At 67.6% G+C, this 25,869-nt stretch carries 22 protein-coding genes and 1 tRNA gene; 2 read left to right on the plus strand and 21 right to left on the minus strand.

Annotated elements, in window-relative coordinates:
• Positions 1-86 precede the first annotated feature (86 nt).
• From EV379_RS08450 to EV379_RS08465, 4 genes are all read right to left on the minus strand, one after another.
• The gene (locus EV379_RS08450) at positions 87-749 is read right to left on the minus strand and encodes a response regulator (RefSeq protein WP_130505749.1); all 663 of its coding nucleotides are present in this window, start codon (positions 747-749) and stop codon (positions 87-89) included.
• Positions 746-1,972, minus strand: coding sequence for a sensor histidine kinase (locus tag EV379_RS08455; protein ID WP_165397330.1), 1,227 nt, complete (start codon positions 1,970-1,972; stop codon positions 746-748). The genes EV379_RS08450 and EV379_RS08455 overlap by 4 nt, the downstream gene beginning before the upstream one ends.
• A 427-nt stretch (positions 1,973-2,399) precedes the next feature.
• Positions 2,400-4,214: a glycoside hydrolase family 3 protein gene (locus EV379_RS08460; RefSeq protein ID WP_130505751.1), complete on the minus strand. Its 1,815-nt coding sequence runs from the start codon at positions 4,212-4,214 to the stop codon at positions 2,400-2,402.
• Positions 4,215-4,218: 4 nt separating this feature from the next.
• Positions 4,219-5,529 (minus strand): MFS transporter, encoded by a 1,311-nt coding sequence (locus EV379_RS08465; RefSeq protein ID WP_130505752.1) that lies wholly within the window; start codon positions 5,527-5,529, stop codon positions 4,219-4,221.
• A gap of 153 nt (positions 5,530-5,682) precedes the next feature.
• Here EV379_RS08465 and EV379_RS08470 point away from each other — a divergent pair, with 153 nt between their 5' ends.
• Positions 5,683-6,969 carry a TetR/AcrR family transcriptional regulator gene (locus tag EV379_RS08470; RefSeq protein WP_165397331.1) on the plus strand — a complete coding sequence of 429 codons (1,287 nt, stop codon included), beginning with the start codon at positions 5,683-5,685 and terminating at the stop codon, positions 6,967-6,969.
• Between the two features lie 150 nt (positions 6,970-7,119).
• Here EV379_RS08470 and EV379_RS08475 read toward each other — a convergent pair whose 3' ends face one another.
• The 8 genes from EV379_RS08475 to EV379_RS08510 are packed head-to-tail and all read right to left on the minus strand — an operon-like array spanning position 7,120 to position 14,649.
• Positions 7,120-8,724, minus strand: coding sequence for a thiamine pyrophosphate-binding protein (locus tag EV379_RS08475; protein WP_130505754.1), 1,605 nt, complete (start codon positions 8,722-8,724; stop codon positions 7,120-7,122).
• On the minus strand, positions 8,721-9,677 hold the full coding sequence (locus EV379_RS08480) for a carbohydrate kinase family protein (protein ID WP_130505755.1): 957 nt from the start codon (positions 9,675-9,677) through the stop codon (positions 8,721-8,723). Before EV379_RS08480 ends, EV379_RS08475 begins: the two co-directional genes overlap by 4 nt.
• Positions 9,674-10,186 carry an ureidoglycolate lyase gene (locus EV379_RS08485; RefSeq protein ID WP_165397332.1) on the minus strand — a complete coding sequence of 171 codons (513 nt, stop codon included), beginning with the start codon at positions 10,184-10,186 and terminating at the stop codon, positions 9,674-9,676. Before EV379_RS08485 ends, EV379_RS08480 begins: the two co-directional genes overlap by 4 nt.
• Positions 10,183-10,944, minus strand: a complete 762-nt coding sequence (locus EV379_RS08490; protein ID WP_130505757.1) for a BtpA/SgcQ family protein — start codon at positions 10,942-10,944, stop codon at positions 10,183-10,185. Before EV379_RS08490 ends, EV379_RS08485 begins: the two co-directional genes overlap by 4 nt.
• Before the next feature lie 17 nt (positions 10,945-10,961).
• The gene (locus EV379_RS08495) at positions 10,962-11,720 is read right to left on the minus strand and encodes an amino acid ABC transporter permease (RefSeq protein ID WP_130505758.1); all 759 of its coding nucleotides are present in this window, start codon (positions 11,718-11,720) and stop codon (positions 10,962-10,964) included.
• Positions 11,721-11,771: 51 nt separating this feature from the next.
• Positions 11,772-12,635, minus strand: coding sequence for a transporter substrate-binding domain-containing protein (locus tag EV379_RS08500; protein ID WP_130505759.1), 864 nt, complete (start codon positions 12,633-12,635; stop codon positions 11,772-11,774).
• Positions 12,636-12,686: 51 nt separating this feature from the next.
• Positions 12,687-13,880 (minus strand): hypothetical protein, encoded by a 1,194-nt coding sequence (locus EV379_RS08505; RefSeq protein ID WP_130505760.1) that lies wholly within the window; start codon positions 13,878-13,880, stop codon positions 12,687-12,689.
• Complete coding sequence (locus EV379_RS08510) at positions 13,870-14,649, minus strand: amino acid ABC transporter ATP-binding protein (protein WP_130505761.1); 780 nt, start codon at positions 14,647-14,649, stop codon at positions 13,870-13,872. The genes EV379_RS08505 and EV379_RS08510 overlap by 11 nt, the downstream gene beginning before the upstream one ends.
• A gap of 236 nt (positions 14,650-14,885) precedes the next feature.
• Here EV379_RS08510 and EV379_RS08515 point away from each other — a divergent pair, with 236 nt between their 5' ends.
• Complete coding sequence (locus EV379_RS08515) at positions 14,886-15,761, plus strand: Lrp/AsnC family transcriptional regulator (RefSeq protein WP_130505762.1); 876 nt, start codon at positions 14,886-14,888, stop codon at positions 15,759-15,761.
• A gap of 73 nt (positions 15,762-15,834) precedes the next feature.
• Here the strand turns inward: EV379_RS08515 and EV379_RS08520 are convergent.
• From EV379_RS08520 to dnaG, 9 genes are all read right to left on the minus strand, one after another.
• A tRNA-Asn gene (locus tag EV379_RS08520) sits at positions 15,835-15,907 on the minus strand.
• Between the two features lie 117 nt (positions 15,908-16,024).
• Positions 16,025-17,026 (minus strand): D-isomer specific 2-hydroxyacid dehydrogenase family protein, encoded by a 1,002-nt coding sequence (locus EV379_RS08525; protein ID WP_130505763.1) that lies wholly within the window; start codon positions 17,024-17,026, stop codon positions 16,025-16,027.
• Entirely contained in the window at positions 17,023-17,349 is a 327-nt protein-coding gene (locus EV379_RS08530) for a TfoX/Sxy family protein (protein WP_130505764.1), read from the minus strand. The genes EV379_RS08525 and EV379_RS08530 overlap by 4 nt, the downstream gene beginning before the upstream one ends.
• On the minus strand, positions 17,339-18,160 hold the full coding sequence (locus EV379_RS08535; RefSeq protein WP_130505765.1) for an ATP-binding cassette domain-containing protein: 822 nt from the start codon (positions 18,158-18,160) through the stop codon (positions 17,339-17,341). Before EV379_RS08535 ends, EV379_RS08530 begins: the two co-directional genes overlap by 11 nt.
• A 5-nt stretch (positions 18,161-18,165) precedes the next feature.
• Positions 18,166-19,854, minus strand: coding sequence for an ABC transporter ATP-binding protein (locus EV379_RS08540; RefSeq protein ID WP_130505766.1), 1,689 nt, complete (start codon positions 19,852-19,854; stop codon positions 18,166-18,168).
• The gene (locus EV379_RS08545) at positions 19,851-20,951 is read right to left on the minus strand and encodes an ABC transporter permease (protein ID WP_130505767.1); all 1,101 of its coding nucleotides are present in this window, start codon (positions 20,949-20,951) and stop codon (positions 19,851-19,853) included. Before EV379_RS08545 ends, EV379_RS08540 begins: the two co-directional genes overlap by 4 nt.
• A gap of 1 nt (position 20,952) precedes the next feature.
• Entirely contained in the window at positions 20,953-22,041 is a 1,089-nt protein-coding gene (locus tag EV379_RS08550) for an ABC transporter permease (RefSeq protein ID WP_130505768.1), read from the minus strand.
• Between the two features lie 96 nt (positions 22,042-22,137).
• On the minus strand, positions 22,138-23,784 hold the full coding sequence (locus EV379_RS08555; protein ID WP_130505769.1) for an ABC transporter substrate-binding protein: 1,647 nt from the start codon (positions 23,782-23,784) through the stop codon (positions 22,138-22,140).
• A 202-nt stretch (positions 23,785-23,986) separates the two neighbouring features.
• Positions 23,987-25,867: a DNA primase gene (gene dnaG, locus EV379_RS08560; RefSeq protein WP_130505770.1), complete on the minus strand. Its 1,881-nt coding sequence runs from the start codon at positions 25,865-25,867 to the stop codon at positions 23,987-23,989.
• Between the last annotated feature and the right edge of the window lie 2 nt (positions 25,868-25,869).

A 25,869-nucleotide genomic window follows, 5' to 3' on the forward strand; every position in this document is an offset into this window, starting at 1 on the left:
TCCTCCAGCCTCGCCGGATGCCGCATGCTGCGAATCCGCCCGCGGCAGACACTTCGGCTGCTCCCCCGGGAGTACGCCGGGCCCGCTCAGTTCCAGCCCGCGCGCACCAGGCCGGTCTCGTACGCCGTCACGACGAGGTGGACCCGGTCGCGCGCGCCGAGCTTGCCCATCACCCGGGACACGTGGGTCTTCGCCGTCAACGGGCTGAGCACGAGTGCCTCGGCGATCTCGTCGTTGCTGAGGCCGCGCCCGACGAGGGTGAGCACCTCGCGCTCCCTCTCGGTGAGCACGGCGAGCTGCTCGGTGTTCGGTGCGTCCTTCAGGCCGGCCGCCATCCGCGCAAGCAGGCGGCGCGTCACGCCGGGCGAGAGCAGCGCGTCGCCTGCGGCCGCGACCCGAACGGCCCGGATCAGCTCCACCGGTTCGGTGTCCTTGACGAGGAAGCCGCTCGCGCCGGCGCGGATCGCCTCTGCAACGTAGTCGTCGAGCTCGAACGTCGTCACCATGACGACGTGCGTGTGGGCGAGGGCGGGATCAGCGGTGATCGCCGCGGTGGCCCACAGCCCGTCGCCGTCCGGCATCCGGATGTCCATCAGCACGACATCGGGCCTGGTGGCGCGCACCCCATCGAGCACCGCGCGCCCTGTGCCTGCCTCACCGACGACGGTGAGGTCGGCCTCCGACTCCAGCAGTGCCCGGAATCCGCCGCGCACGAGCGCCTGGTCGTCGGCCAGGTAGACGCTGATCACGACAGATCTCCGCCCCTGGGCAGCCGGAGCGCTACGCGGAAGCCGCCCTCCGGCAGCCATCCGGATTCCAGTGTTCCGCCGAGGAGCACCGCGCGCTCCTGCATGCCGAGAAGCCCGCGCCCCTCGACGAGTTCCGTGCCGGGCGGGTGGGTGCCGTCGTCGGTCACGGTCACGAGGGTGCTGCCGCCGTCATCCGTGAACGCCACCGTGGCGTTCTTCGCGGTGGAGTGCCTGGTGATGTTGGTCAGCGCCTCCTGGACGACACGGTAGATGGTGAGCTCGGCGAGCTGGGCCAGGCCGAGCGGTGGCTGCCCGGCGAGCGTGACGTTCACGCCGAGCGCCGAGACGGATTCGACGAGCGCGGGCAGCCGGGCCAGCTCCGGTTGCGGCATGCGCGGGGCCGCCTCATCGGCACCGTCGACACTCGAGCGGAGGAAGCCGAGCACACCGCGCACCTCCTCGAGGGCCGACTTGCTCGTCGCCTTGATGTTCGCCAGCGCCTCCGCGGCCTTCTCCGGCTGCTCGTCGATGAGGTGCAGGCCGACGCTCGCCTGCACGTTGATCGAGGAGAGGGAGTGGGCGAGCACGTCGTGGAGCTCCCTGGCGATGCGCACGCGCTCTTTCTCGGCCTCGCTCTGCCGCCTGCGGACTGCCGCCGCGCGGTACTCGGCGAAACGGTCGCGCCGGTTGCGAATCGCCTCCCCCAGCCCGACGAGAACGCTGAGCACGAGCATCACCGCGAGCGGGCGCACGATGTCGCTCGGGCGCTCGGCAACCGTGAACGCGAGTGCGACGGTGAGCAGCAGGCCGGCCCCGACCGTGCTCCACACCCACACCCGTGCGCCGCGCACGGTCGCGCCAATCACCGCGAAGGCCAGCGGGATGGCGATGGGCACGGGAATGGTGCTCAGGAAGATCGCCGGGAAGGTGCAGAGGGCGACGGCCACGACGCTCGGCCCCGGCCAGCGGCGCAGCCAGAGCAGCAGGAACGAGCCGAGCATGGCGGCGAGCACCGGTGAGGCGAGCACCGCTGCGGATGCCGGCGCTCCCCCGAATTCGTCCCTGGCGAGCAACACGACGGCGACCACCAGCTGCACCAGCAGCGACAGCACAACGGGAAACCAGCGAGCTCCGCGGGGCGGCCCGCTCTCGCTGCGGCCCCACTGCCACGGGCCGGAACCCCACGGGGTTCCCCACTGATCGGGGCCGGCTGAGCGTGTCATGAACCGATCGTATCGACGCTGGCTGCGAGCGGCATCCGCCCCGGGGAGTGCTCGCGTTACTCTCCCGGGTGTACGCCGCCGGACCCGCGGGACGGACATAGCGCCTTCCCACCGTCCCCCGCTGGGAAGCTCGCGGCTATGCCCGTCGGTCCGGGTCTCTGTTCGGGCTCTGACTGTTCGGGTTTGGCGGTGGCCCCCCACCAGCAATGGGGGGTTCTCGGGCGGAGGGCCACCTGATTGTGAGCGCTCCGTGCCGTCACTTTATCGGGTAGCGACTAGGGATCCACTCGGCCCTGAGGTTTTCTCCCTCAAGGTATGCCAGCACCATAAGCAACGACCTCCCCCGGCGCAATCCCATTGCGCAGGAGGAGGTCGTTGTGTTAGCTCGTCGCTGCTCTCGAACCGAGGGCTAGAGCCGCATCGCGGCTCAGACCGTGAGGCCGTGCCCGAAGCGGAACAGCGGGTCCTTCGTGTCGAACGGAACGTCCTCACGGCTCGCCTCGACGGCGGCCATGCTCGACGGCAGATCGAACGGGAGCTTGCCCTTGGCCGCCGCAGCGCCGGTGAGCACGTCGAGGAGCGCACGGGCGTTCGCACCGTAGTTGGCGACGACGGCGACGGGGGCGTCGATGATCGGCGTCAGGATCGCGGGGCGATCCAGGTGCACGTCGAGCACGGTCGGCACGGCGGCGGCGATCTCACGAACGTGGGCGATCGCCTCGTCGGTGAAGTCGAGCGAGCCCTGGTGGAAGAAGTTCTCGAAGAACGTCTCGCGCACGTCGAACGGCGCCTGGACGCGGATGACGGCGGCGTCGGCCTCGGCCGGCGTCTCGACGACGGTGCCGTACTCCGCGGCAACGTCTGCATCGATGCCCTCGACGTAAAGCTTGAGGCCGCGTGCCAGCGGAAGCGCCGGGGTGCCGGCATCCGATGCGGTGTTGGTGAGCACGGTGATGGAGGCGCGCTGGGCGGCCTCGCCCGCCGCACGGAACTCGGCGGAGCCGACGACCCGGCCGGCCTTCTCCACGTCGACGAGCGGCGCGTCGAAGAGGCCGAGCACGAACTTCTCGCGCAGCAGGCGGCGAGCGGACTCGTCGAGGCGTGCCTCGCTGACGTCACCGCTCCGCACGAGCTCGATCAGCATCTCGGGGATCGCCTCGCCACCGAACTGGTCGACGCCGGCCTCGATGATCTTGAGCATGCGCTCGCGCGGGGTCAGGTGTTCAACGCCCCAGGCACGGGCCGGGAACGGCTGGCCCATGATCTCGGAATCGGAGATGAGGCCCCAGTCGGTGCAGACGATGCCATCGAAGCCGAAGCGCTCGCGCAGCAGACCGGTGATGACGCTCTTGTTGAAGCCGAAGCCGACCTCTTCGTGCTCGGTGCCGACCGGCATGCCGTAGTACGGCATGATCTGGCTGGTGCCGGCCTCGAAGGCCGCCTCGAAGGGCTTGAGGTGCAGATCGAACTGGTCACCGGGATAGACCTGCTCGCGGCCGTAGGCGAAGTGTGCGTCCTCGCCGTCCATCTGCGGGCCGCCGCCCGGGAAGTGCTTCGTCATCGTCGAGACGGAGTCGCTGCCGAGGGTTTCGCCCTGGAATCCGCGGATGTACGCGGCGCCGAGCGCGCTGGTCAGCTCCGGGTCCTCGCCGAAGGTGGCGACCTGGCGGCCCCAGCGCGGCTCGGTGGCGAGGTCGATCTGCGGGTGCAGGGCGAGGCGGATGCCGACGGCCAGGTACTCCTGACGCGCGATGTCGCCGAACTGCTCGACGACGTCCTCATCGCGGATGGCGGCGAGACCGATCGACTCCGGCCAGGACGAGAACGGCCCGGCCATCATGCCGGCGAGCGGGTTGTCGCTGAAGGAGTGGCGGGGGTCGGTCGAGATCGTGACGGGGATGCCGAGGCGGGTGGTGGCCGCGAGCGTCTGCAGCGCGTTGTGCCACGTCGCCATGAGCTCGGGCGTCGGGGCGGAGCCCATCACATTGAAGTGGTTCATGCCCTTGTCGATGACGAACACCTCGTTGGCCGGCAGGCCGAAGGTCGGGTCGCCCTGGGAGAGCTCCCCGTCTTGCGTCATGGTGATCATGGTCTGGAAGAAGAGTCCGGCCTTCTCCTCGAGCGTCATCTGACCGAGCAGGTTCTCGACGCGCTCATCGGTTGAGAGCGTTGCGTCGCGGTACGTCGGGTCGACGGGGGCGGTTGCCGCGGCATCCGGGGTCGTGTTGATGGTGTCGGTCATGGCGTTACTTGACTCCCTTGATTCGGTACACGAGGACTGCGCCGGCCAGTGCGACTACGGCGCCGAAGAGGTAATAGGTGGTGTAGCCGCCGAGCGCCGTGGTGGCGCCGAAGGCGATGATGGCCGGAGCGATCGCCGGGGCGATCGACTGGGGAAGGGCGTTGGCGATGTTCAGGACGCCGAGGTCCTTGGCGGTGTCGTTCGAGTTCGGCAGCACCTGGGTGGCCAGTGCGGTGTCGACCGACATGAAGGAGCCGGCGCCGAAGCCGATGATGGTCTGGGCGACGATGACCATCTCGATGCTCGGGGCGAACGCGAGCACGACCAGGCCGATCGCCATGATGCCGCCGGCGACGGCGACGAACGGACGACGCTTGCCGAACTTGTCGGAGAGGATGCCGCCGATCGGACCGGAGATGGCCATGGCGAGCATCGATGCCATGTTGGCCATGAGGATGATGCCGATGGCCTCCTGCTCGCCCAGCTCGAACTGCTGGGTGAGGTAGAAGGGCAGGAAGGTCGCGATGCCGGCGTAGCCGAACATGACGAGGAACTTGGTCAGCCAGGTCCAGCCGAAGTCCTTGTGCTTGACCGGGTTGAAGACGAAGGAGCCGAAGAACTCCTTGACGCCGTAGCGCTCGGCCGGCTTCTCGGTGAGAACGCGGTCCTTGAGGATGAAGACGAAGGCGCTGACGAGAACGAGGGCGATCACGCCGGGAACGACGAAACGAGCGAAGTCATCGGCGAGGAAGTTCACGAGGAAGCTGCCGCCGAGGATGCCGAGGGGCGTGGTGAGGCCGATGATGCCGGAGACCTTGCCACGGACGGAGACCGGGACCTGGTCGGGGACGGTGGCGGTGGATGCCGCGAGGAGACCGTTCATGGAGGCCTGCACGACGCACCAGCCGAGCAGCACCATCCAGGTGCTGGTGGCGACGCCGATCAGCGCGAAGGCGGCGAGGCCGACGATAGCGCCACCGAGCATCCAGGGCCGGCGCATGCCGAAGCGGGACACCGTGCGGTCGGAGAGACGGCCGACGAGGGGGTTGCACAGCAGGGCGAAGAGCGCGCCGACACCCATGATCAGGCCGAGCGCGGCGGTTGCCTCCTCCGGCGAGGAGGTGATGTGCTGCACCTTGAACGCCAGCGACACCATGACCGGCGTCAGCAGGGCCAGGTACACACCGAAGTTGGAGGATGCGAGACCCAGAATGTAGCCGCGCGGTGCGCGTGCCTTCTGTGCTCCGTGCGGGAGCTCTGCGACGCCTCCAGTACCAGTGTTGGTCGCTTCCGCGGCCACCGACGACTCTGTCATGGTGTTCCTTTCGCTGAACGCGAGCCTTCGTCGGCTCGCGGACGAGCATACATGAAACTAGACCATCTGGTAACTGAATATCGTCCGGCTGGTAACCGGTGTGTGGCAAGATGGGTTCAGCACAGTTGGGTTCAACACTGTTCAGGGGGACGGATGATCGACGCAATCGCCACACGAGTTCCATCGTTGGCGCTCGCGGGGCCACCGGCATCCGCACGCTCCGTCACCGCCGCACGCACGCGCGCCGCCATACTCACCGCCGCCACCGAGCTCTTCCTCGAGCAGGGCTTCGGCGCCGTCTCGGTGCGCGACATCGCCACCCATGCCGGGCTCTCTCACCCGGGTGTTCTTCGCCACTTCGCGTCCAAGGACGAGATCCTCTCGGCCGTGGTCGACGGGCTGTCTGAACAGAGCAGAGAGTTGCTCGGCGAACGCGCATTCACGCTCGACGTCGTCGGCGAGCTGGCGCGGTTGAATGCGGAGATCCCCGGATACATCGCGCTCTTCACGACGCTGGCGGGTGAGGCCACCAGTGTCGCTCACCCGGCGCACGAGCGTTTCCGGGAGCGCCACGCGAGCCTGCGAACGATGTCGGCGGAGCTCTTCCACGATGCCGTGGATGCCGGATCGATCCCCCGGGACTCCGACCTCGTGTCGGAGTCGGTCCGCCTCACCGCCGCCTGGGACGGTCTGCAGCTGATCTCGCTCTATCTGCCGGAGCGCTGCGACGTACCGGAAATGCTCGAGACACACATCCGTCGGCTCCACGGACTCGACGCTCCGCGCCCGTCAACGGGGCAGAGCACCGTCAACGCCATCGACTTCGAAAAGCCGTGGGTGCTCGACCTCGGTTATGCACCCGGCCGGGAGCGGCGAGTGCGCATCGTCGAGGAGGCGTCAAAGCTCTTCGCCAGCCGCGGCTTTCACGCCACGAGCCTCCGTGAGATCTCCGAGCGCGTCGGCATCGGCAAGTCGACGCTGTTGCACCACTTCTCGACCAAGGACGACCTGCTCGCTGCGGTCATCGCCCACCGTGACGCGGCGCTCGAGTACCGGGCCGTACCGACACGCGAAGGGCTGAGTCCCCTGGCGACGCTGCTGGCGTTCCCCGACGCCGCCCGCCACGACACCGGGCGCATGCCCGGCCTGATCGAGCTGTACGCGGTGCTCTCCGCCGAGGCCGCAGCTCCGGCGCATCCGGCGCACGACTACTTCCACAGGCGCTTCGAGACCGTGATCGGAACCTTCGCGGAGCTCTTCGCGCGTTCTGCGGCATCCGGGCACATGCGCGCAGACCTCGACCCCGAGTACGAGGCGGTCTGGCTCGCTGCTCTCTGGGACGGCCTCCAGCTGCAGTGGCTCTACGATCCGGAGAGCGTCAGCGTCGGCGACGAGCTCGAGAAGCACCTCAAGCAGCTGCTGGTCTCGGCCGACGACTAGCCGCGGTCAGGCGCGTCCATTGGGCGCGGCAGGCGCCCGCACCGGCCGCGCGCCAGTAACCGCGCTTCGCGGCAGAAACTACTACCGCGAAACGCGGTTTCTGGCGCGCATCGTTGATGCGGCCATTCGCGAGCGGGTGGCTCAGCGCGGTTATGCCTTGTGACGGATGTGGACGAGCTGCACGCCACCGGCCTCCACAGCCGCGCGGATCGCCGCCCCGACGTCGGGGCCCTCATCGACACTGATTCCCGTCGCACCGAAAGCCGTGGCCAGCATCGCCCAATCGGGCTGAAGCAAGTCGACGCCGATGGGTGAGATGCCGCGATCCTGCTCGTTCTGCTTGATCTCGGCATATCCGCCGTTGTCGACGCACACCACCGTCAGGTCAAGTCGCTGCTCGACGGCGGTCATGAGCTCGTTCACGCAGAACATGAGCGCGCCGTCCCCGATCACCGTGACCACGGGCCGCGTCGGGTTGGCGATGCGCGCGCCGATGGCGGCAGGCAGACCGTACCCGAGTGTGGCGTACGTCGGTGTGTAGAGCATCGAGTGCGGCCGCGCTTGCCGCAGCTGGTTCGCGACGGCCAGGTACACGATCTGCGAGGAGTCGCCAGCGACGATGGCATCGTCCGGCAACGCGTCGACGATCTGCGCCCCGAGCGCCACGGTCGACGGAAGCGCCGCGACGATCTGCGCGGCGATCTCGGTGCGTACGGCGCCGAGATCAGACCCCGCCCCTCCACGATGGGCCACCATCGGCAACAACTCGGCCACGACGCCGGCGGTGTCTCCGCGAATGGCCACATCGGCGGCGAGATTCTTCTGCAGCTGCGGCGCCGAGATGTCCACGCGGATCACCCGGCCGCGCGGCCGCAACTGTGGCACCCACAGCTCGGCGTCGCCGAGCTTGGATCCCAGCACGATGAGCACATCGGCTGCCTCGGCCACACGGCGTGCGGCCGGCAGGCGCAGGCTTGCGCCCAGTGCCAGCGCGTGGCGCTCGTCCATCGTGCCCTTGCCGTTGAGAGTGGTCAGAACTGGCGCCCCCAAACGCTCGGCCAGCGCAGTCACCTCGGCGGTGGCACGGGTCGCGCCCCCGCCGGCGATGATCACGGGATTCCCTGCAGCCTCGATGGTCGCCGCGGCGCTTGCCACCGCATCCGAGTCCACGCGTGCCGCCACGACGCCCGGCCGTGCCTCGCGCGCCTCGGCCGGCAACGCGGCTGGAGCCTCAAGCACGTCAAGCGGAATCTCGATATGAATCGGCCGCGGCCGTCCAGTACGGAACAACTCGAAGGCGTCGTGCACGGCCTCAACCGCCTCCGCGGCGGAGCGCACCCGTCGAGACCATTCGGCGACGGCGTCAGCCATCGCGGAGGAGTTCTTCGTCTCGTGCAGCGTGCCCCGATCAGCGAACTCGTCGCCGATCGCCGCGCCCGGCGACAGCACGATCATCGCTCGCGACTCGCAGAACGCCGTGCCGACCGCGCTCATCGCGTTCTGGAGGCCCGGGCCGGATGTCGTGATGACGACACCGGGGAGGCCGGTCTGCTGCGCCCAGCCGTCTGCCGCATATCCGGCACCCTGCTCGTGCCGGGTCGTCACGGCACGGATGCCGAGGTCCGAGAGCGGTCGGTACAGCTCCAGGTTGTGCGTCCCCGGAATACCGAAGATCGTGTCGACACCGTAGGCGCGCAGCGTCTGGAGCACCGCCCGCCCGGCCGTGTCGGCGTCGCGCGTGTCGGCGATCGTCATACTGCCTCCTCGATGGGTTCGGTGGCGAAGTCCGCGGCGAACCGCTCAACGTCGGCGATGCTCGCGACACCGCCGTTGGGACCGAGGTGCATGACCGATCGCGAGGCGGCGGCAACCGCGAATGCGATCGCGCGCGGCAGCGGCCATCCCGAGCCGAGCGCGAAGACAAGGGACCCGCCCAGGGTGTCCCCCGCGCCGGTCACGTCGGCGACGGGCACCGAGTATCCGGCGGCGACGATGGTCTCATCCACGGTGTATGCCATGGCGCCATCGGCGGCCTGGGATCGGAGCAGCACGTCTACTCCTCGAGACTCCAGCCACGAGCGCACGTCGGCGTCAGACGCCTCTGACCCGAACGACTTCTCGAAGCCACGATCATTCATCATCACGACGTGAGCGCCCTCGATCAGGCCGATGTCTCCGTCGAAGCCATCGACGTCGAGGTCGAACACGATCCGACGGCCGGCATCCCGCAGGCGAGCCAGGACACCCGCGGCTTCGAGTCCGACTGACCGCAATCGCGCCGCGCGGTTCAGCGTCGTGTAGAGGTATCCGGGCCGAGCAAGCTCAGCGAGAGCTGTCTCTGACAGACGCATGGGTCGCTCGTCGACATCAGGCGTGAAGACGACGTGTTCACCCTCAACGAGGAAGATGAGATTGCGCGGGTCGCCGATCTCCTCGTCGAACAACATGTGCGGGACGGCGACGTGGCCGTCCACCAGGGCCGCAAGCATCCGCCCTGTCAGCTCTCCGCTGTTCAGAAGGGAGACGAACTCCGTTTCCCCACCGAGCCGGGCATGTACGCGTGCGGCATTCGCGATGCTGCCGCCAACGTACGTCGCCAGCGTGCTGATGAGTGCCTTGTTGCCGGGCATGACCCACGTGTCTGCCGCGAAATACTCGTCCAGGGCCACGTCGCCGATGAACACCGCCGGCGCGCTCGGCGCGGTCACGCCTTCACCCGAACGTCAACGGGACCACCGGCGATCGGCGTCCACGGCGAGGAACCCGCGTCGACGCACGATGACAGCCAGTAGTACGAGGTCGGCCCGTCGAGTCCGCGACAGGCGTCATGCCACACCCCCGGCTTGAGAACCACGGCGGTACCGTGGGCCACCACGAACGCACGGACGTCTTCCGCACGGGGCGCATCCCCGTCGGTGGCTTCGGCCACCGCGAGCACGATCGCGGATGCCGCGGGAAGCAGCGCCTCCTCGACATTCGCGTGCCGCTCCATGCGTGTGCTCGTGAACGGCATCCCTGGCGCTGAGGTCATCCCGAGGCTCGGGGTCTCACGGGTGAGCGTCGAGCGGGTGTATGCGTCCGTCCACCCGGAGCCCGCGGTGACGACCACGTCGGGCAGCGCGCCGGAGTCGAGCGTGACGACTCGGCCGAACGGCGCGAACGACGCCGAATCCGGCGTGAGCGCAGTGACCACGCGCGGTGCGACGCCCCCGGTCACAGTCCGCTCCGCACCCGGGCAACCGCAGTCATGAATCGGGCGACGTGATCGGCATCCACGACACCGGTGTCACGATAGCTGTCCTTGAAGAAGCTGCCGACGATGGCGGCGTCAGCGTGGAGCAACTGCGCCGCGGCGTTCTCGTCGGTCACTCCGGCGCCGACGATCAGCGGGTATGACGGTCCCAGCGCCTCGCGGAACCGTTCGATCTTCGACAGGGCGGTCTCGACGCCCGTGCCGTCTCCGGTGACCACGATTGCGTCGGAACGCTGCGCACCCAGCGCGAGGTCCTCCGCCTCTGGGCGGCCGGAGTTCACCGGCTGATACTTGAAACGGACGCCGCCGAACACCAGCGCGCGACTGGCGGCGCGACGTTCGGCGAGTCGCTCGGCGTACTCGGCGTCGTCGTCCGGCGCGAGGTGGCCGGCGACGGAGTCGATCTGCACGAAGGCGACCGGGAATTCGTCGGCGAGTGCGAACGCGCGCTCGGTATCGCGCAACACGTTCAGGCCGATAACCGGCGGGACAGCTCCGTTCGACAGCGCATCGAGAACGCGCCGGACGTCATCGACGTCTCCGAAGTAGTTCTCCACGATTACGGCGTCGACGCCGCCGTCGACGAGGACGGCGGTCTCGCGGCGGGCACGGGAGAGCCGTTCCGCCTGGTCTTCTCCGCCCAGGTGAAGCATCGCCAGCACCGGCTTGGGGGTGGAGAACAGTGCACGCCAGCTGGCGGCCGGCGCGGTCTCCTGTGTCATGTCGTTCGTCAGCTCGTTCACTGTGCGACCCGGCCCTTCTCTGATGTCCACTGGTCGATCCGGCCCTTGTCTGTTGTCCGCGTGCCGATCCGGCCCTTCTTCGACGTCCACTGGAAGCGCTTCTCGAGCACGCTCTGCAGGTACATGATGAGCGACACGATGACCAGGTAGTACACGATCGCAACGCCGTAGTACTCGGCGTAACGGAAGGTGGCCTGAACTCCGATGGTGGCAACGCGCAGCAGCTCCTGGAGCGAGATCACACTCGCGATCGCGGTGAGCTTGACGAGCGCAACAAGCTCGTTGCCGAGGGGCGGGATCGCGATGCGTGTCGCCTGCGGAACGACGACCTTGATGAAGGACTGCAGCGGCGTCATCCCGAGTGCGCGGGCCGCGAGCCGCTGGCCGTCATCGACCGCCATGAGGGCCGAGCGCAGGGTTTCGGCGACGTACGCGGCCTCGCTGATACCGAGGGCGAGGATCGCGGCGACGAATGGGGTGTACCAGTCGCCCCTGAACGCTGGGATCAGCTGGGGCAGGGCGTTCCAGCAGATCAGAAGCAGGAGCATGGAGGGCAGTGCGCGGAAGAACCACAGATAGGCGTTCGCCGATGCGACCGCAACCTTGCTCTGCGACCGTTTCATGAGTGCCATCGCGAGTCCGATCGCGACGGCCAACACGAGACTGCCGAGGGCGACGAGAACCGCGACGATGGCACCCTGCAGGTAGACAGGGGAGAACAATTGCTCCCAGAAGATGGATGGATCGAAGCTCATTTTTCAACCTCATTCTGGGTGCCCCGCGCCGCGGCGCGGGGCACCGGTCGGCTAAAGGGCCTTGGTGTCGACCTTGGCGACGTCGTCGGGGTTGAGCCCGTACTTCTCGGCGAGCTTGGCGAGAGTGCCGTTCTCGATCAACGTGTGGATCGCCTTCTCGATCTCGGGCGAGAGCTCGCTGCCCTTGTCGGTGAACGCACCGAACCAGTAGTCGGCCGGGAACAGTCCGGGCACCGGCGTCAGGTCGTCGTTCTTCTTGCCCAGGGTGGCGGCGAGCACCGTCGTGTCGACGAGTCCGTCGAGCTTGCCGCTGCGGATCGCGGGGATCGCGTCAACGGAGCCGGGGTAACCGGTGATGATGATCTCCGGCTTGCCGGCTGCCGTGCACTCGGCGCTGACGTCCTGCACGTGTGACTCGTCCTCAGTACCGGTCTGCGCCGCGAGCCGCAGCCCGCAGAGGTCCATGGTCTCCGTGACCGTCTCGGCGACGTCGTTCCGCAGGACGACCTGGCTGCCCGTCTGCAGGACAGGAACGGCGTCGGCGACCTGGACACGCTTGTCGTTGATGTACATGCCGGACCACGCAATGTCGCACTTCCCGGACTGCAGCCCGGGGATCAGCCCGTCGAAGTCCATCACGTTGACCTCGGTCTCGACACCGAGGAGCTTCCCGACCTCACGAGCCGCCTCGACATCCCAGCCGATGACCTCTCCGCTCGTGCCGTTCTCGTAGTACTCGAGCGGTTCGTAGCTCAGCGCCACGCAGTCGTTGAGCACACCTGCCGTGTGCAGGCCCGCCGGGCCGGCGTCGGCGCCGGTGGCGGTGGCTGGCGCCTCCGAGCTGCACGCCGTCATGGATGCGGCCAGGACTGCCATGGCAGAGATGCCGAGCAGGGTCTTCGCGTGGTGTCGCATGGTGATCTCCTTTGATTCCTTAGTTCCAGCGGGGGTAGGTGGATTGCAGTGTCATAGTTCGGTCCCTTGTCGCGTGCCCCAGAGGCGTTCGCGCTGGCGGTCCAGCTCGGCCCACACGTCCGACGCGTTCTTCAACTCGTGAAGCACCATGACGGGATGCCGCAGAGCGATCGTGTCGATGAGCTCGCGGACGTCCGCCGGTTCGAGGACGCCGTCGCCGAGGCAGACGTGGTTGTCGTAGTGCTCGAGGACGATGCGGAGCCCTTCGGCCTGCCGCGCCTCCCAGGTCCCGTCGATCGCGTGGGCCTCATCGAGCACGCCGTTGCGGAAGTACTCGACCGTCTTCGCAACGCAGTCAGAGACGTGCAGCGCCGACACCCGATCGATGAGTCGCTCGTCGCACACGTTCCGCGCAATCCACTCGGTCGACAGATCGCGGATGCTTCCGGCCGCCGCCCGCTCGAGTTCGCGCATCGGCTGGGTCAGCTCGGCGTCAGGCAGCAGGAACGCACCGTTGCCGTTCGCCAGCCCGACCGCGTGCAGGAGGTGATTGAGGTCCCACCCCACCCGGAGCCGACGCGCAGGATCGTAGACCCTGGCGAAGACCTCCACGAAGTCGTCGGCGGTCTGGGCTCCGAACTCGAGCCCCCAGCCGGCATTCTCCAGTTCGATGACCGGTGAGTTCTCGTCCATGAGTCCGTGCTCGTCCAGCACGCGCAGGAACTGCTGCGTGAGCACGATCATGGCGTCGAGGACCACCCGCCGATCGACCGTGAACTCCCATGCTCCGTCGACCGGCATGTAGTCGATCAGATGGAACACGTACGCGTCAGCTCCGAGTTCGCGGGCGAGAGCGTACTCGTCGCGCCAGCGCGAGAACATGTGGGCACCCGTCAGATCCCCGAAGTACTCGCGCACGCGGGCGGTGCCATCGAACCGCTCGACGAGTTCACCGAACTGCACGTTCCCGACGAAGGAAGTCGGTGCCGCCCAGTACGAGGAGTGGATCCGGCGGACCCCCGCCGAGCGGAGCGTGGCGAGCAGCGCTGCATGCTCTTCCGGCGTGGCGGCCAACGGTGACGTCCGCGGTTTCAGGTCGGCCATGAAGACCTCGGCCCCGCGGATGCCGCGGCTTCGTGTCGACGCGCCTGCGGCATCCAGATCGGCGGCCCGGCAGGTGACGTACTCCGTCACTGCGGCACGTGCCACGTGTGCGGTGAGCGGGGTGGGTGTGTCAGTGGACATGACGAAGGAACTCCTTGGTGCGTTCGTTCTGCGGATTCTCGAAGAAGCCATCAGGCTCCTGCTGCTCGACGATGACTCCCCCGTCAAACAGGACCACTTCGTCGGCCACTCTGCGCGCGAAACGCGTCTCGTGCGTGACGACGAGCATCGTCATCCCGCCCCTGGCGAGACCCTCCATGACGCGCAGCACCTCACCGACGAGTTCGGGATCGAGCGCGCTGGTCGGCTCATCGAAGAGCATGAGCTTCGGCTCCATCACCAGCGCGCGAGCAATGGCGACGCGCTGCTGCTGGCCGCCGGACAGCTCGGACGGGTACTTGTGGACGTGCGCACCGAGACCGACCTCCTCGAGCATCATGACGGCACGTTCTTCCGCGTCCTTCGGCGAGACGTTGCGCACCGTCGTCAGGCCGCTCATCACGTTCCGCGTCGCATTCAGGTGCGGGAAGAGATTGAACTGCTGGAAGACCGTTCCAACGGCCAGACGTTGCTTGGCCAGGACGCGTTCGGGCGCTGGGCGCTCTGCTCCGGGCTTGCCGACGAGCCCCACCCTCTGGCCATCGATCTCGATGCTGCCCTGATCCGCCCGCTCCAGCAGGTTGATGAGGCGCAGTATGGTCGATTTGCCGGAGCCACTTGGGCCCAGCATCGCCTTGACCTGGCCGGGGCGGATCGACAGGTCGACCCCCCGCAGAACAGGCTTGTCGCCGTAGCTCTTGTGCAGGTTGCGCGCATCCAGCAGTGGTGGGGGTGCAACGGGTGCGTCCACGGGCCCTCCTTTGGGTGGTGATCACGCTTCAACAGAGTCGGCGTGGTGGGATGACTGTAACCGGAATTCGAGCGAAGCTCGAATGCGGAAATGCGGTCAGATTCCGCACTTTTGACCAAATTTTGCGATCCTGAGCAGAGCGGACACCTTCTTGACAGTTTTCACTCGCTTGTGGTGCAATTCTGTTCTGCAACCTGCGGAAGATTCTTCATAACGAATCGGTGACGAGGACGGCCATGGAGTTCGACGGAGCGCTCATCAATGCCCTGCACGACAACGGGCGGCTGCCCGTCAGCGAGCTCGCGCGCCGCCTGGAGCAGCCACGGCGCCGGGTGCAGGAGCGCATGCGCGAGCTGCTCGACAGCGGCGCGATGCGCATCACCGCGAACGTGCATCCCGCGCTGCTCGGCATTCACACCTACTGCGATGTGCAGATCTGGGTCGACGGCGCCGCGGAGCCCGTTCTCGACGCGCTCCGCGGCATCCGTGAGGCGACGTTCATCTCGGCGGTCGCCGGCCACTGCGATCTGGTGGTCGAGGTCGGCGCGGAAGACCGCAGCCACCTCGAGCTCCTGCTCGCGCGCATCCGCGCCATCCCAGGGGTGCGCGAGACCGCCAGCTCACAACTCGTGCAGATCTTCAAGAGCCGGTTCGAGGATGCGACCGATCTCGGCACGGCCCCTGCCCCCGACGCCATCGACGCACGCATCATCGCTCTCCTGCGGGAGGACGGGCGGTTGTCCTATCGTGTGCTCGGTCGCGAAGTTGAACTGTCGATCGGGGCCGTGCGGGCACGGCTCGCACGGCTCATGCAGAACGGCATGCTGCGGATCGCGTGCGAGGTGAAGGAACAGGATGCCGCTCGCCGCATCCAACTGGGAGCCGGTATCCGCCTCCGTGGCGAGACCACGCAGCTGATCGAGACGCTGCGCTCCATGCCGGCCATCAAGTTCGCCGCACTCGCCGTCGGACAGTTCGACGCCATCGTGACGGCCTCGGCGCCGAGCCTCCGAGCTATGCGCTCGGTTGCGGATGAGATCCGAGAACTCGAGTGCGTCAGCACCGTCACCTCATGGGTACATCTGGACGTGCTGCGAGAAAGCTACGAGTGACGAGGCAGTGCTCGCTCCACCGTTTTCGGGCACAAAAAAGGCCACCAGGGGTGGAGCCCGTGGTGGCCTTTCGCTCCCCGAGTTGGACTCGAACCAACAACCTGCCGGTTAACAGCCGGCTGCTCTGCCAATTGAGCTATCGAGGATTACTGTGTTTCACATGCTGCGGTGTTCATCGCTGCGTTGCTACTTTAGCAAAGGTTTCAGATCTACCAAATTCGCTGCACCCGGGCGCGTCGGATTTGCGATGCCCCCGCCCGCTTTCAGTAGCCGCGGGCGGGGTCGACGACCCCGACAAAGTGCGCGTCGCCCAGAAACGCGCGGGTATTGACGCTGATCCGCTCGGCGAGCAGCGGCGCCGTCATCGTCGGCGTGTCGGCCATGTGGGGTGTGATGATGACGTTCGGGGCACTCCAGAGTGGATGCCCGTCCGGCAATGGCTCCGGAACTGTGACGTCGACGGCCGCCCCGGCGATCGTGCCGACGGTGAGCGCATGAACCAGATCGTCGGTGTTGACGAGGCCGCCACGTGCCACGTTCACGAGGTATGCCGTTGACGGCATGAGTTGGAACTCGGTCGCGGCGAAGAGGTCCCTCGTGCCGTCGGTGAGCGCTGCGGCGACGATCACGAGATCGGTCTCCGGCAGTACATCGTGCAGTCGATCGTTCGTCACAGTCCGCGCCGCTCCCGGCACCGGGACGTCGCTCCGCCGCACGATGGTGATCTCGGCTCGGAAGGCCGCGAGCAGGCGCACGAGTTCGAGCGCGATGCCGCCGGCACCGACGATCACCACGCGCAGGCCGTACAGCGAGACGCCGTCAGGCATGGAGTTCCACGACTGCGCCCTGATACGCCTGGGCAGGAAGCGCAGGAGCGCGAGGCTGAGCGCGAGTGCGTGTTCGGCGACCGGCTGTGCGTATGCACCCTTCGCGCTGGTCCAGAGCAGTCCGTCGCGGTGGCCTCGTCGCATCACGTCGGCGAATGCATCGACGCCGGCCCACGGCAACTGCACCCACTCGATCTGCGGGTGGGCCGCGAGTACCTCGGAGAGCTCGGCTGCCCGCTGATAGTCGAGCCAGACGATGCCTCGTGTCTCGGCCGACAGTGGGGCGACGGTTCCCCCGCCAGCCTCGACGGCGGCGACGAAGACGGCGCGCGGCTCCGGGAGCAGGGCGATGGGTCCCGGTGTCGGCCGCTCGTCGCGCGGCAGCACGGTCGGCGCCTCCGCGAGCACAGCCTGGTGCCTGGGCGCTCCGGCGCTCACCGGCGCGGCTTCTTCGGTTTCGGCGCCGGCAGCGCGTCTGCCGTCGCCTGCACGGCCTCCATCAGCCACTCCCGGTCCTCCAGCGCCTCCCCCGGCACACGGTGGTAGAACTTCGCCCCCGGGTACGGCGGCGCCGGCTCCGTGCGGGCGAAGAGCTCGGCTGCGGCATCCGATGGCTTGATGAAGAGCGCGTCGTCGCAGATCAGCCCGACCACCTTCTCGTCGCAGTAGATGCCGTACTCGCCGAACATCTTCGCGGTGCGGACGAGGAGCCCGGACAGCTGGTCCTCGATGAACTCGACCGTTTCCGCTCTAGTGGCCATCGGAGAAGCTCTCGGCGAGTTGTGCGACGTAGGGGTGGCTCGGGTCCGCGAACACCTCGTCGATGGTTCCGAGCCCGACGAGCACGCCCTGCTGGAGCACGGCGATGCGATCGGCGACGGCCCGCAGCACGGTGATGTCGTGACTGATGACGAGGGCGGAGAATGCGCGCTCCCGCTGCAATTCGGCGAAGAGCTCGCTGATGGCGCCGCGCACGGTCACGTCGACGCCCGCGGTGGGCTCGTCGGCGATGAGCAGCGTCGGTTCGAGCACGAGGGCGCGGGCGAGCGCCACGCGCTGCCGCTGGCCGCTGCTGAGCTCGTACGGGTAGCGGCTGAGGATGCTGAGCGGCAGGCGCACCGCGTCGATCATCGTCACGACGATGCCCTCGAGTTCGCGCCGATCGAAGTGCTTGTCGCGCACCAGGATCGGTTCGGCGACGAGCTCGGCGACGGTCGACGTCGACTCCAGCGTCGAACCGGCATCCTGGGCCAGGAAGCCGACGTTGAAGCTCAACTTCGCCGCCTTGCGCCGGCTGAGCCCGCGCAGCGGCACGCCGAAGATCATCGCCTCGCCGCCGGTGATGACCGGGCTCACCTCGCCCGTCGGCTCGACGAATGCGGCAGACAGCACGCGGGCGATGGTGCTCTTGCCCGACCCGCTCTCACCGAGCAGGCCGAGCACCTCTCCAGGGGCGACCCGCAGGTTGAGCCCGTGCACGGCCACGTGGGCCGGGCTCGGGCCATGCGGCGGGTATTCGATGGTGAGGTCGCTCGTCGAGATCGGAAATCCGTGAGCAGCAGTGCCTGACATGACTCCTAGTCTGCCGCAATCAGGCGTGCGAGTGCTGTGCGTCGCGCGGCTTGCTCCTCCGGGTTGGGAACGGGCAGCGAGGCGAGCAGGCGCTGCGTGTACGGATGCTGCGGGGCGCCGAGCACCTCGAGGCCCGTGCCCTCCTCGACGAGCTTGCCCTTGTAGAGCACGGCGATGCGGTCGGCGACGAGGTCGACGACGGCGAGGTCGTGGCTGATGAAGAGCGAGGCGAATCCGAACTCGCGCTGCAGTTCCGCGAACAGCTCGAGCACGCGAGCCTGCACGGAGACGTCGAGCGCGGATGTCGGCTCGTCGGCGATCAGCAGGGTCGGCTTGAGCGCCAGGGCGCGTGCCAGGCTGGCCCGCTGCCGCTGCCCGCCGGAGAGCTCGTGCGGGAAACGGTCGCCATAGGAGCCGGGCAACTGCACGGCCTCCAGCAGCTCGTTCACCCGGGCCCTGGCGTCGGCCGGGTGATCGGCGTAGCCGTGGATGACGAGCGGTTCCGCCACACAGTCCGCAATGCTCAGCAGCGGGTTGAAGCTGGACGCCGGGTCTTGGAACACGAATCCGATGTCGCTGCGGACCGGCTTGAACTCGCGTTCCTTGATGCCGCGCATCTCGTAGCCGAGCACCGAGAGCGAGCCGCCGGTCACCTTGGTGAGCCCGGCCATCGCCCGTCCGATCGTCGTCTTGCCCGATCCGCTCTCCCCCACGAGGCCGAGCACCTCGCCGGCCTTGATCTGCAGGCTCACGCCGTCGACCGCGACGAATCCCTTCTGCCCCAGACGCCCCGGGTACTCGATCCGGAGGTCCGTCGCGAGGACGACGGGCTTCTGGTCCGCCCACTCCGCCGGGCGCGCCTCTGCCCGTGCGGCCGCGTGCAGCGTTCCCTCACCGATGTGTGGGACGGCAGCGAGCAGCTTCTTCGTGTAGTCGTCCTGCGGGTTGCTGAACAGCGTGCTGACCTCGGCCTCCTCGACGACCTTCCCCTGGTACATCACGGCAACGCGGTCGGCGAGATCGGCGACGACACCCATGTTGTGGGTGATCAGCACGATGGCCGTGCCGAAGTCATCGCGACAGCGCCGCAGCAGGTCGAGGATCTCGGCCTGCACCGTCACGTCGAGCGCCGTCGTCGGCTCATCGGCGACGATCAGCCCAGGGTCGAGCACGAGGGCCATGGCGATCACGACACGCTGCTTCTGCCCGCCCGAGAACTGGTGCGGGTAGTAGTCGACGCGCTTCTTCGGGTCGGGGATGCCGACGCGGCCGAGGATCTCGATCGCCTTCGCCCGCGCCTCGCGCTTGCTGTAGGCGCCGTGCGCGCGCAGCCCCTCCGCGATCTGCCACCCCACAGTGAACACCGGGTTCAGCGCAGTCGACGGCTCCTGGAACACCATGGAGACGTCGCGCCCTCGCACCGCGCGCAGCTGGGTCTTGCTGAGCGCGATCACGTTGTTCTCCGAGCTGCCGTCACGGCTGCTCAGCACAACGGCGCCGTTCGCCGTCGCGGTGTCCGGCAACAGGCCGAGGATCGTCTTCGCCGTGACGGTCTTGCCACTGCCGGACTCACCGACGATGGCGAGCACCTCGCCGCGGGAGACGGTGAGACTGACATCGTCGACGGCTTTGACGGCGCCGGCATCCGTGGCGAATGACACGCCGAGGTTCTCGATCTTGACGACGGTGCTCATGGCTTGACCCCGAATCCCTGCCCATTGTCGGCGACAAGCGGTGCCGCGCCGTTCTCCAAACCGGCCAGGCCGCCCGGGCCGGCCGTGAGGCTGCCACCGGGAACGACCGAGGTCTCCGACACGACGCCGGAGGACTGTGCGACGGCCCGGCGGCCACGCAGACGTGGGTCGGCCAGGTCGTTGAGGCTCTCGCCGACGAGCATCAGGCCGAGCACGACGAACACGATCGCGAGGCCGGGGTAGAGACCCGTCCACCAGATCCCGTTCGTGACATCGCCGAGCGCCTTGGAGAGGTCGTAGCCCCACTCCGCCGCAGCGGTCGGCTCGATGCCGAAGCCGAGGAAGCCGAGGGCCGCCAGGGTGAGGATCGCCTCGGTGGCGTTCAGCGTGACGATCAGCGGGAGGGAGCGCGTGGCGTTCCGCAGCACGTGCCGGAACATGATGCGCGTGCTGCTGGCGCCGAGCACGATCGCCGACTCGACGTAGGCCTCCGACTTGATGCGCACGGTCTCGGCGCGGATGACGCGGTAGTACTGCGGGATGAAGACGACCATGATCGAGATCGCCGCGGCCAGGATGCCGCCCCAGAGACTGGACTCGCCGCCGCTGATCACGATCGCCACGACGATCGCCAGCAGCACCGACGGGAAGGCGTAGATCGCGTCGGCGATCACCACGAGAACCCGGTCGAGCCAGCCGCCGAAGTAGCCGGAGACCAGGCCGAGCAGCACGCCAATGAAGATCGAGAACAGCACGGCCGCGATGATGACGAGCAGCGCGGTCTGGGTGCCCCAGATCACACGGGAGAGCACGTCATAGCCGCCGACGGTGGTGCCCCACGGGTGGGCGGATGACGGCGGTTGCTGCGCGCCGAAGCGCACGCCGTCTTCGCTCAGCTGCGCGAAGCCGTACGGAGCGATGAACGGGGCGAAGATCGCGAACACGATGAACACGCCGCAGATCACGAGGCCCGTCACGAGCATGCCGCGCTGCAGTCCGACGCTCTGCCGGAGCTGGTGCACGACGGGCAGCCTGCCCCACAGGCTGCGCTTGGGCGGTGACGCTGGCGTCGCGGTGGGGGTCGTCGAGGCGCTCATGTCAGTACCTCACTCTCGGGTCGATCACGGCGGCGATGACGTCGACGATGAAGTTCGTCAACGCGACGATGATGGCGAGCAGCACGACGATGCCCTGAACGGCGACGAAGTCGCGTGCGCGCAGGAACTCGGTGAGGATGAAGCCGAGCCCCTTCCACTCGAATGTCGTCTCGGTCAGCACGGCGCCGCCGAGCACGATCGCGACCTGCAGTCCGATGACGGTGATGATCGGGATGAGCGCCGGGCGGTAGGCGTGCGTGCGCACCAGGCGGTACTCGCTGACGCCGCGGGAGCGCGCGGCATCCACGTACTCCGTCGAGAAGGTGCCGATCACGTTGGTGCGAACGAGGCGCAGGAAGATGCTGGCCGTGGCCAGACCGAGGACGAGCGCCGGGAGCACGGCGTGCTGCAGCACGTCCGAGAGCACAGCGGGGTCGCCCGTCCTGATCGCGTCGATCGTGTACAGGCCGGTCGGGTTCGGCAGCAGCTGCATCTGCAGCTCTGCACCGGTCGACGCCCGGCCGGAGACGGGGAGCCACCCGAGCCACACGGAGAAGACGAGTTTGAGCATGATGCCGGCGAAGAAGACCGGGGTCGCGTAGGCCAGCACGGCGAAGACGCGGAAGGTGGCATCCGGGGCCTTGTCGCGGTGGTACGCGGCCAGCAGGCCGAGAGGGATGCCGACGGCGAAGGCGACGAGCATGCCGTAGAAGGCCAGCTCGAGCGAGGCCGGGCCGTAGGTCGTGAGGACTTCGACGACCGGTCGGTTCGTGCTGATCGTCGTGCCAAGATCACCGGTGAAGATCTGGCCGAGGTACTCGAGGTACTGCACGATGATGGGCCGGTCGTAGCCGGCCTCGTGGATGAGCGCGGCCAGCTGATCGGGGCTCAGCCGCCCGCCCTGGGAGGCGGTGATCGGATCGCCTGTGACGCGCATGATGATGAACACCATGGTCACGAGGATGAAGATCGTCGGGATGATCAGGAGAAAACGGATGAAGAGATACCGCCCGAGCGCGCCACCCGGGAAGGTGAAAGTGCGCGCCGTCGCCCCGGGTTCCGGAGCCGGCGTCGTTGCCAGTGTGGTCATTCCTGCCTCACGATTGTGACGAGAGAGGGGTGGCCGGCTTACGCCGGCCACCCCCGGGGAATCAATCTAGGAAAACCCTAGACCTCGATCGTTCAATTACCCCTTCGACAGCGCCGCGTAACGGAACTTGAAGGAGGCGTCGAGCGTCTCCTCCGCGCCGCTGATGTCGGTGCCGACGACGGCGACCTGCGCACCCTGGAGGTAGGGGACGGTGGACAGGTCGGCCGCGACGAGATCCTGGATCTCCTCGATCAGCTTCGTACGAGCCTCGACATCAGGCGTGACGGCCTGCTCGAGGATCTTGTCGTTGACAACGGGGTTGTCGTAGTGGTTGGCGAGGAAGTTCTCCGTGAGGAAGAACGGGGTCAGGTAGTTGTCCGCGTCAGAGTAGTCCGGGAACCAGCCGAGCTGGTAGGCCGGGAACTTGTCTGCGACACGGTCCTTGGAGTACTGGACCCACTCCGTGCTCTGCAGGCTGACCTCGAACAGGCCCGTCGAGTCGAGCTGATCCTTGATCAGCGCGTACTCGTCGCCCGAAGACGGTCCGTAGCGCTCGCTGACGTACTGCAGGTTCAGCTTCACCGGCACCGCGACGCCGGCGGCCTCGAGGGTCGCCTTCGCCTTGTCGGCATCCGGTCCACCGCTGCCATCGCCGTACATCTCAAGCAGGGACTCCGTCGCACCGCTCAGACCGGCCGGGACGTAGGAGTACAGCGGGGTGAACGTTCCCTTGTAGACCTGCTCGGAGATCGCGTCGCGGTCGATGAGGTCGGCGACGGCCTGACGAACCGCGAGGGCCTTGGCGGGGTCTGCCTCCGCCGTCGTCGCGCCGTATGGCTGCGTGTTGAAGTTGAACACGATGTAACGGATCTCACCGCCCGGACCGTCGACGACCTGGACGTTGTCGTTGCCGCGCAGGTCCTCGATGTCTGTGGCCGAGAGCGTGCGGTGGGCCACGTCGATGTTGCCCTCCTGAACGTCGAGCTTGAGGTTTGCGGCCTCCACGTAGTACTTGACGTTGATCGTGTCGGTCTTCGGCGCTCCCAGGAGGCCCTGGTAGTCCTTGTTCGCCTTGTACTGGATCAGGTTGTTGAAGTCGTAGCTCGAGATCGTGTACTGCCCGGCAAAGGCGTTGCCGGCGACGATGTCGTCATCGCTGGTGAGCGCGTCGGCGGCGAAGACATCTTCGTCGACGATCGGGCCGACCGGGCTCGAGAGGATCTGCGGGAAGATCTGGTCGTTCGCGGCCTTGAGGTGGAAGACGACGGTGGTGTCGTCGACGGCGTCGGTCGTGTCGAGGTTGTAGAGCAGCGACGACGGGCCGTTCTCGTCGGCGATGGCGAGCTGGCGGTCGAAGGTGAACTTCACATCCGATGCCGTGAGGTCGTTGCCGTTGGCGAACTTGAGGCCCGGCTTCAGCTTGACCGTGTACTCGGTCGGAGCCGTGAACTCGGCCGACTCTGCGATGTCCGGCTTGACGTCCGGGCTGCCGTACGGGGAGTTCAGCAGGAAGGGATAGACCTGGTTCATCACGGCGAACGAGCCGTTGTCGTACGAACCGGCCGGATCGAGCGCCGTGATCTGCTCCGTGGTGCCGATGGTGATGGTGCCGCCGGAGCCGGCGTCATCCGTGCTGCCACCGCCCCCACCGCCGGCCGAGCAGCCGACGAGAATGAGTGCGGTCGCTGAGCTCAATGCTGCTGCAGCGAGGACGCGTTTGCCCTTCGTGGATGCGGATGTCATAACCCTCTCCTCTTTCCTGGTGCGGAATGATCTGCACAGCACAGCGGATGACGCTGCGACGATGCAGTGTGCTGCACAAGATTTAGCACAGGAAGAGGGCCAGGCGGCGGGTGTGTGGCAATTCTTTACCGATACGAAACATGCGCGCGCAGGCATACGCGAATCCACGCACGAAACGCTCGTGGATGACGCCAGAATGCAGCTATTCGGCGCGCAGCGCGTTGCGCTCGGCGTCGATCGCCATCAGCGCGCGCTGCAGGGTGACCGACGTCTCGCGGTCGGCCGGATCGTGGCGCTGCAGCCGGCCGAGCAGCTCTGCCTTGTGGCGGAGCAGGTCACGGTCAATGAGCGCCGTCACGATGCCGCGCACGTACACCGTGAGCTCCCGCTCGCTGCGCTCGGGAATCGGGGCCACGAGCAGCTGCTGCGCGAGGGGAACGACCGATTCCGGAAGTTCGCTCAGCACCGCACCGGCCCAGGCCGAACTCTCCAGCTCCTGCGCGGCATCGAACCGCACCAGGGCTGCCGCCATGGCGTCGCAGACGATCCCGAGGGATGGGTTCGTCATTCCGCTCTGGGTGGCCCGGCTGAGCAGCGCGTGGCCGGCGAGGTCTGGATGCTGGAGCATGGCCATGATCGCGTCCCGCTCAAGGCGGGTGGCCGGGTCGCCAGGCAGGTCCGTGATCGAGTACGGACGGGCATCCGCGGCCTCAGCGGCGGGGGCGGCCTCGGAGCTCCGGGCCGGTGCGGCACTCTCACGCTGGGCGCGGCCGCTCGCCGCCGAGACGGCGCGGGTCACCTCGTGCAGCTCCATGCCGAGCAGCCGGGCCAGCTCACGGGTGTAGCCGGGCCGGATCGCGGGGTCACGGATGTCGGCCACGACCGGGGCCCCGGCACGCAGGGCTCCGACGCGCCCCTCGACGGTGTCGAGGTTGAACTGCGAGAGCAACTGCTTGATCATGAACTCGAACATCGGCTTCTTGCCGTCGACGAGCGTGCGCACGGCGGCGTCGCCGCGCTGCAGGCGGAGGTCGCACGGGTCGAGACCGTCGGGCGCGACGGCCACGTAGGTCTGCGCCGAGAAGCGCTGTTCCTCGCTGAAGGCACGCATCGCGGCCTTCTGGCCCGCGGCATCCGGGTCGAAGGTGAAGATGACCTCACCGACGCCGGCCGCATCGCCGAGCACCCGGCGCAGCACCTTGATGTGGTCGACGCCGAAGGCCGTGCCACAGGTGGCGACGGCGGTCGTGACGCCGGCCATGTGGCAGGCCATGACATCCGTGTAGCCCTCGACGACGACGACCTGGCGGCTGCGCGAGATGTCGCGCTTGGCGAGGTCGAGCCCGTAGAGCACCTGGCTCTTGTGGTAGATCGGGGTCTCTGGGGTGTTGAGGTACTTCGGACCCTTGTCGTCCTCGAGCAGCTTGCGCGCGCCGAAGCCGACGGTCTGCCCTGTGATGTCGCGGATCGGCCAGACGAGGCGGCCGCGGAAGCGGTCGTAGACGCCGCGGTCGCCGGAGGAGACGAGGCCTGCCGTGCTGATCTCCTCGGTGCTGAAGCCGCGGCCGCGGAGGTGGTTCGTCAGTTCGTCCCAGCTCTTGGGCGCGAAACCAACGCCGAATTTCCCGGCCGCGATGGCGTCGAAGCCGCGTTCGCCGAGGAAGCGTCTTCCGGGGTCGGCGCCCGGCGTGCTCAGTTGTTCCGTGAAGAAATCGGATGCCGCCTGGTTGGCGGCCAGCAGGCGTGCGCGGTTGCCATGATCGGTGGCCGCTCCCCCGTCTTCGTAGTGCAGCTCGAGGGCGACACGGGCGGCGAGGCGCTCCACCGCCTCCGCGAAGGTGACGTGGTCCATCTTCTGCACGAAGGAGTAGACGTCACCCGATTCACCGCAGCCGAAGCAGTGGTAGAAACCGACCTGCGGGCGGACGTGGAAGCTCGGGCTGCGCTCGTCGTGGAAGGGGCAGAGACCCTTCATCGAGCCGACGCCGGCCGACTTCAGGGTGACGTACTCACCCACGATGTCGGCGATGTTTGTGCGTGACTTGACCTCTTCAACGTCTGCTTGTCGAATTCGGCCGGCCATTG

The organism is Microterricola gilva (assembly GCF_004217495.1).
GTDB lineage: Bacteria > Actinomycetota > Actinomycetes > Actinomycetales > Microbacteriaceae > Microterricola > Microterricola gilva.

What these genes read in the sequence shown, in the direction of transcription:
- EV379_RS08455 (WP_165397330.1), bottom strand. Translation starts at nt 1,972, where the DNA reads ATGACACGCTCAGCCGGCCCCGATCAGTGGGGAACCCCGTGGGGTTCC.
- EV379_RS08460 (WP_130505751.1), bottom strand. Translation starts at nt 4,214, where the DNA reads ATGACCGACACCATCAACACGACCCCGGATGCCGCGGCAACCGCCCCC.
- EV379_RS08465 (WP_130505752.1), bottom strand. Translation starts at nt 5,529, where the DNA reads ATGACAGAGTCGTCGGTGGCCGCGGAAGCGACCAACACTGGTACTGGA.
- EV379_RS08470 (WP_165397331.1), top strand. Translation starts at nt 5,683, where the DNA reads ATGATCGACGCAATCGCCACACGAGTTCCATCGTTGGCGCTCGCGGGG.
- EV379_RS08475 (WP_130505754.1), bottom strand. Translation starts at nt 8,724, where the DNA reads ATGACGATCGCCGACACGCGCGACGCCGACACGGCCGGGCGGGCGGTG.
- EV379_RS08490 (WP_130505757.1), bottom strand. Translation starts at nt 10,944, where the DNA reads ATGACACAGGAGACCGCGCCGGCCGCCAGCTGGCGTGCACTGTTCTCC.
- EV379_RS08495 (WP_130505758.1), bottom strand. Translation starts at nt 11,720, where the DNA reads ATGAGCTTCGATCCATCCATCTTCTGGGAGCAATTGTTCTCCCCTGTC.
- EV379_RS08500 (WP_130505759.1), bottom strand. Translation starts at nt 12,635, where the DNA reads ATGCGACACCACGCGAAGACCCTGCTCGGCATCTCTGCCATGGCAGTC.
- EV379_RS08505 (WP_130505760.1), bottom strand. Translation starts at nt 13,880, where the DNA reads ATGTCCACTGACACACCCACCCCGCTCACCGCACACGTGGCACGTGCC.
- EV379_RS08515 (WP_130505762.1), top strand. Translation starts at nt 14,886, where the DNA reads ATGGAGTTCGACGGAGCGCTCATCAATGCCCTGCACGACAACGGGCGG.
- EV379_RS08530 (WP_130505764.1), bottom strand. Translation starts at nt 17,349, where the DNA reads ATGGCCACTAGAGCGGAAACGGTCGAGTTCATCGAGGACCAGCTGTCC.
- EV379_RS08535 (WP_130505765.1), bottom strand. Translation starts at nt 18,160, where the DNA reads ATGTCAGGCACTGCTGCTCACGGATTTCCGATCTCGACGAGCGACCTC.
- EV379_RS08540 (WP_130505766.1), bottom strand. Translation starts at nt 19,854, where the DNA reads ATGAGCACCGTCGTCAAGATCGAGAACCTCGGCGTGTCATTCGCCACG.
- EV379_RS08545 (WP_130505767.1), bottom strand. Translation starts at nt 20,951, where the DNA reads ATGAGCGCCTCGACGACCCCCACCGCGACGCCAGCGTCACCGCCCAAG.
- EV379_RS08550 (WP_130505768.1), bottom strand. Translation starts at nt 22,041, where the DNA reads ATGACCACACTGGCAACGACGCCGGCTCCGGAACCCGGGGCGACGGCG.
- EV379_RS08555 (WP_130505769.1), bottom strand. Translation starts at nt 23,784, where the DNA reads ATGACATCCGCATCCACGAAGGGCAAACGCGTCCTCGCTGCAGCAGCA.
- dnaG (WP_130505770.1), bottom strand. Translation starts at nt 25,867, where the DNA reads ATGGCCGGCCGAATTCGACAAGCAGACGTTGAAGAGGTCAAGTCACGC.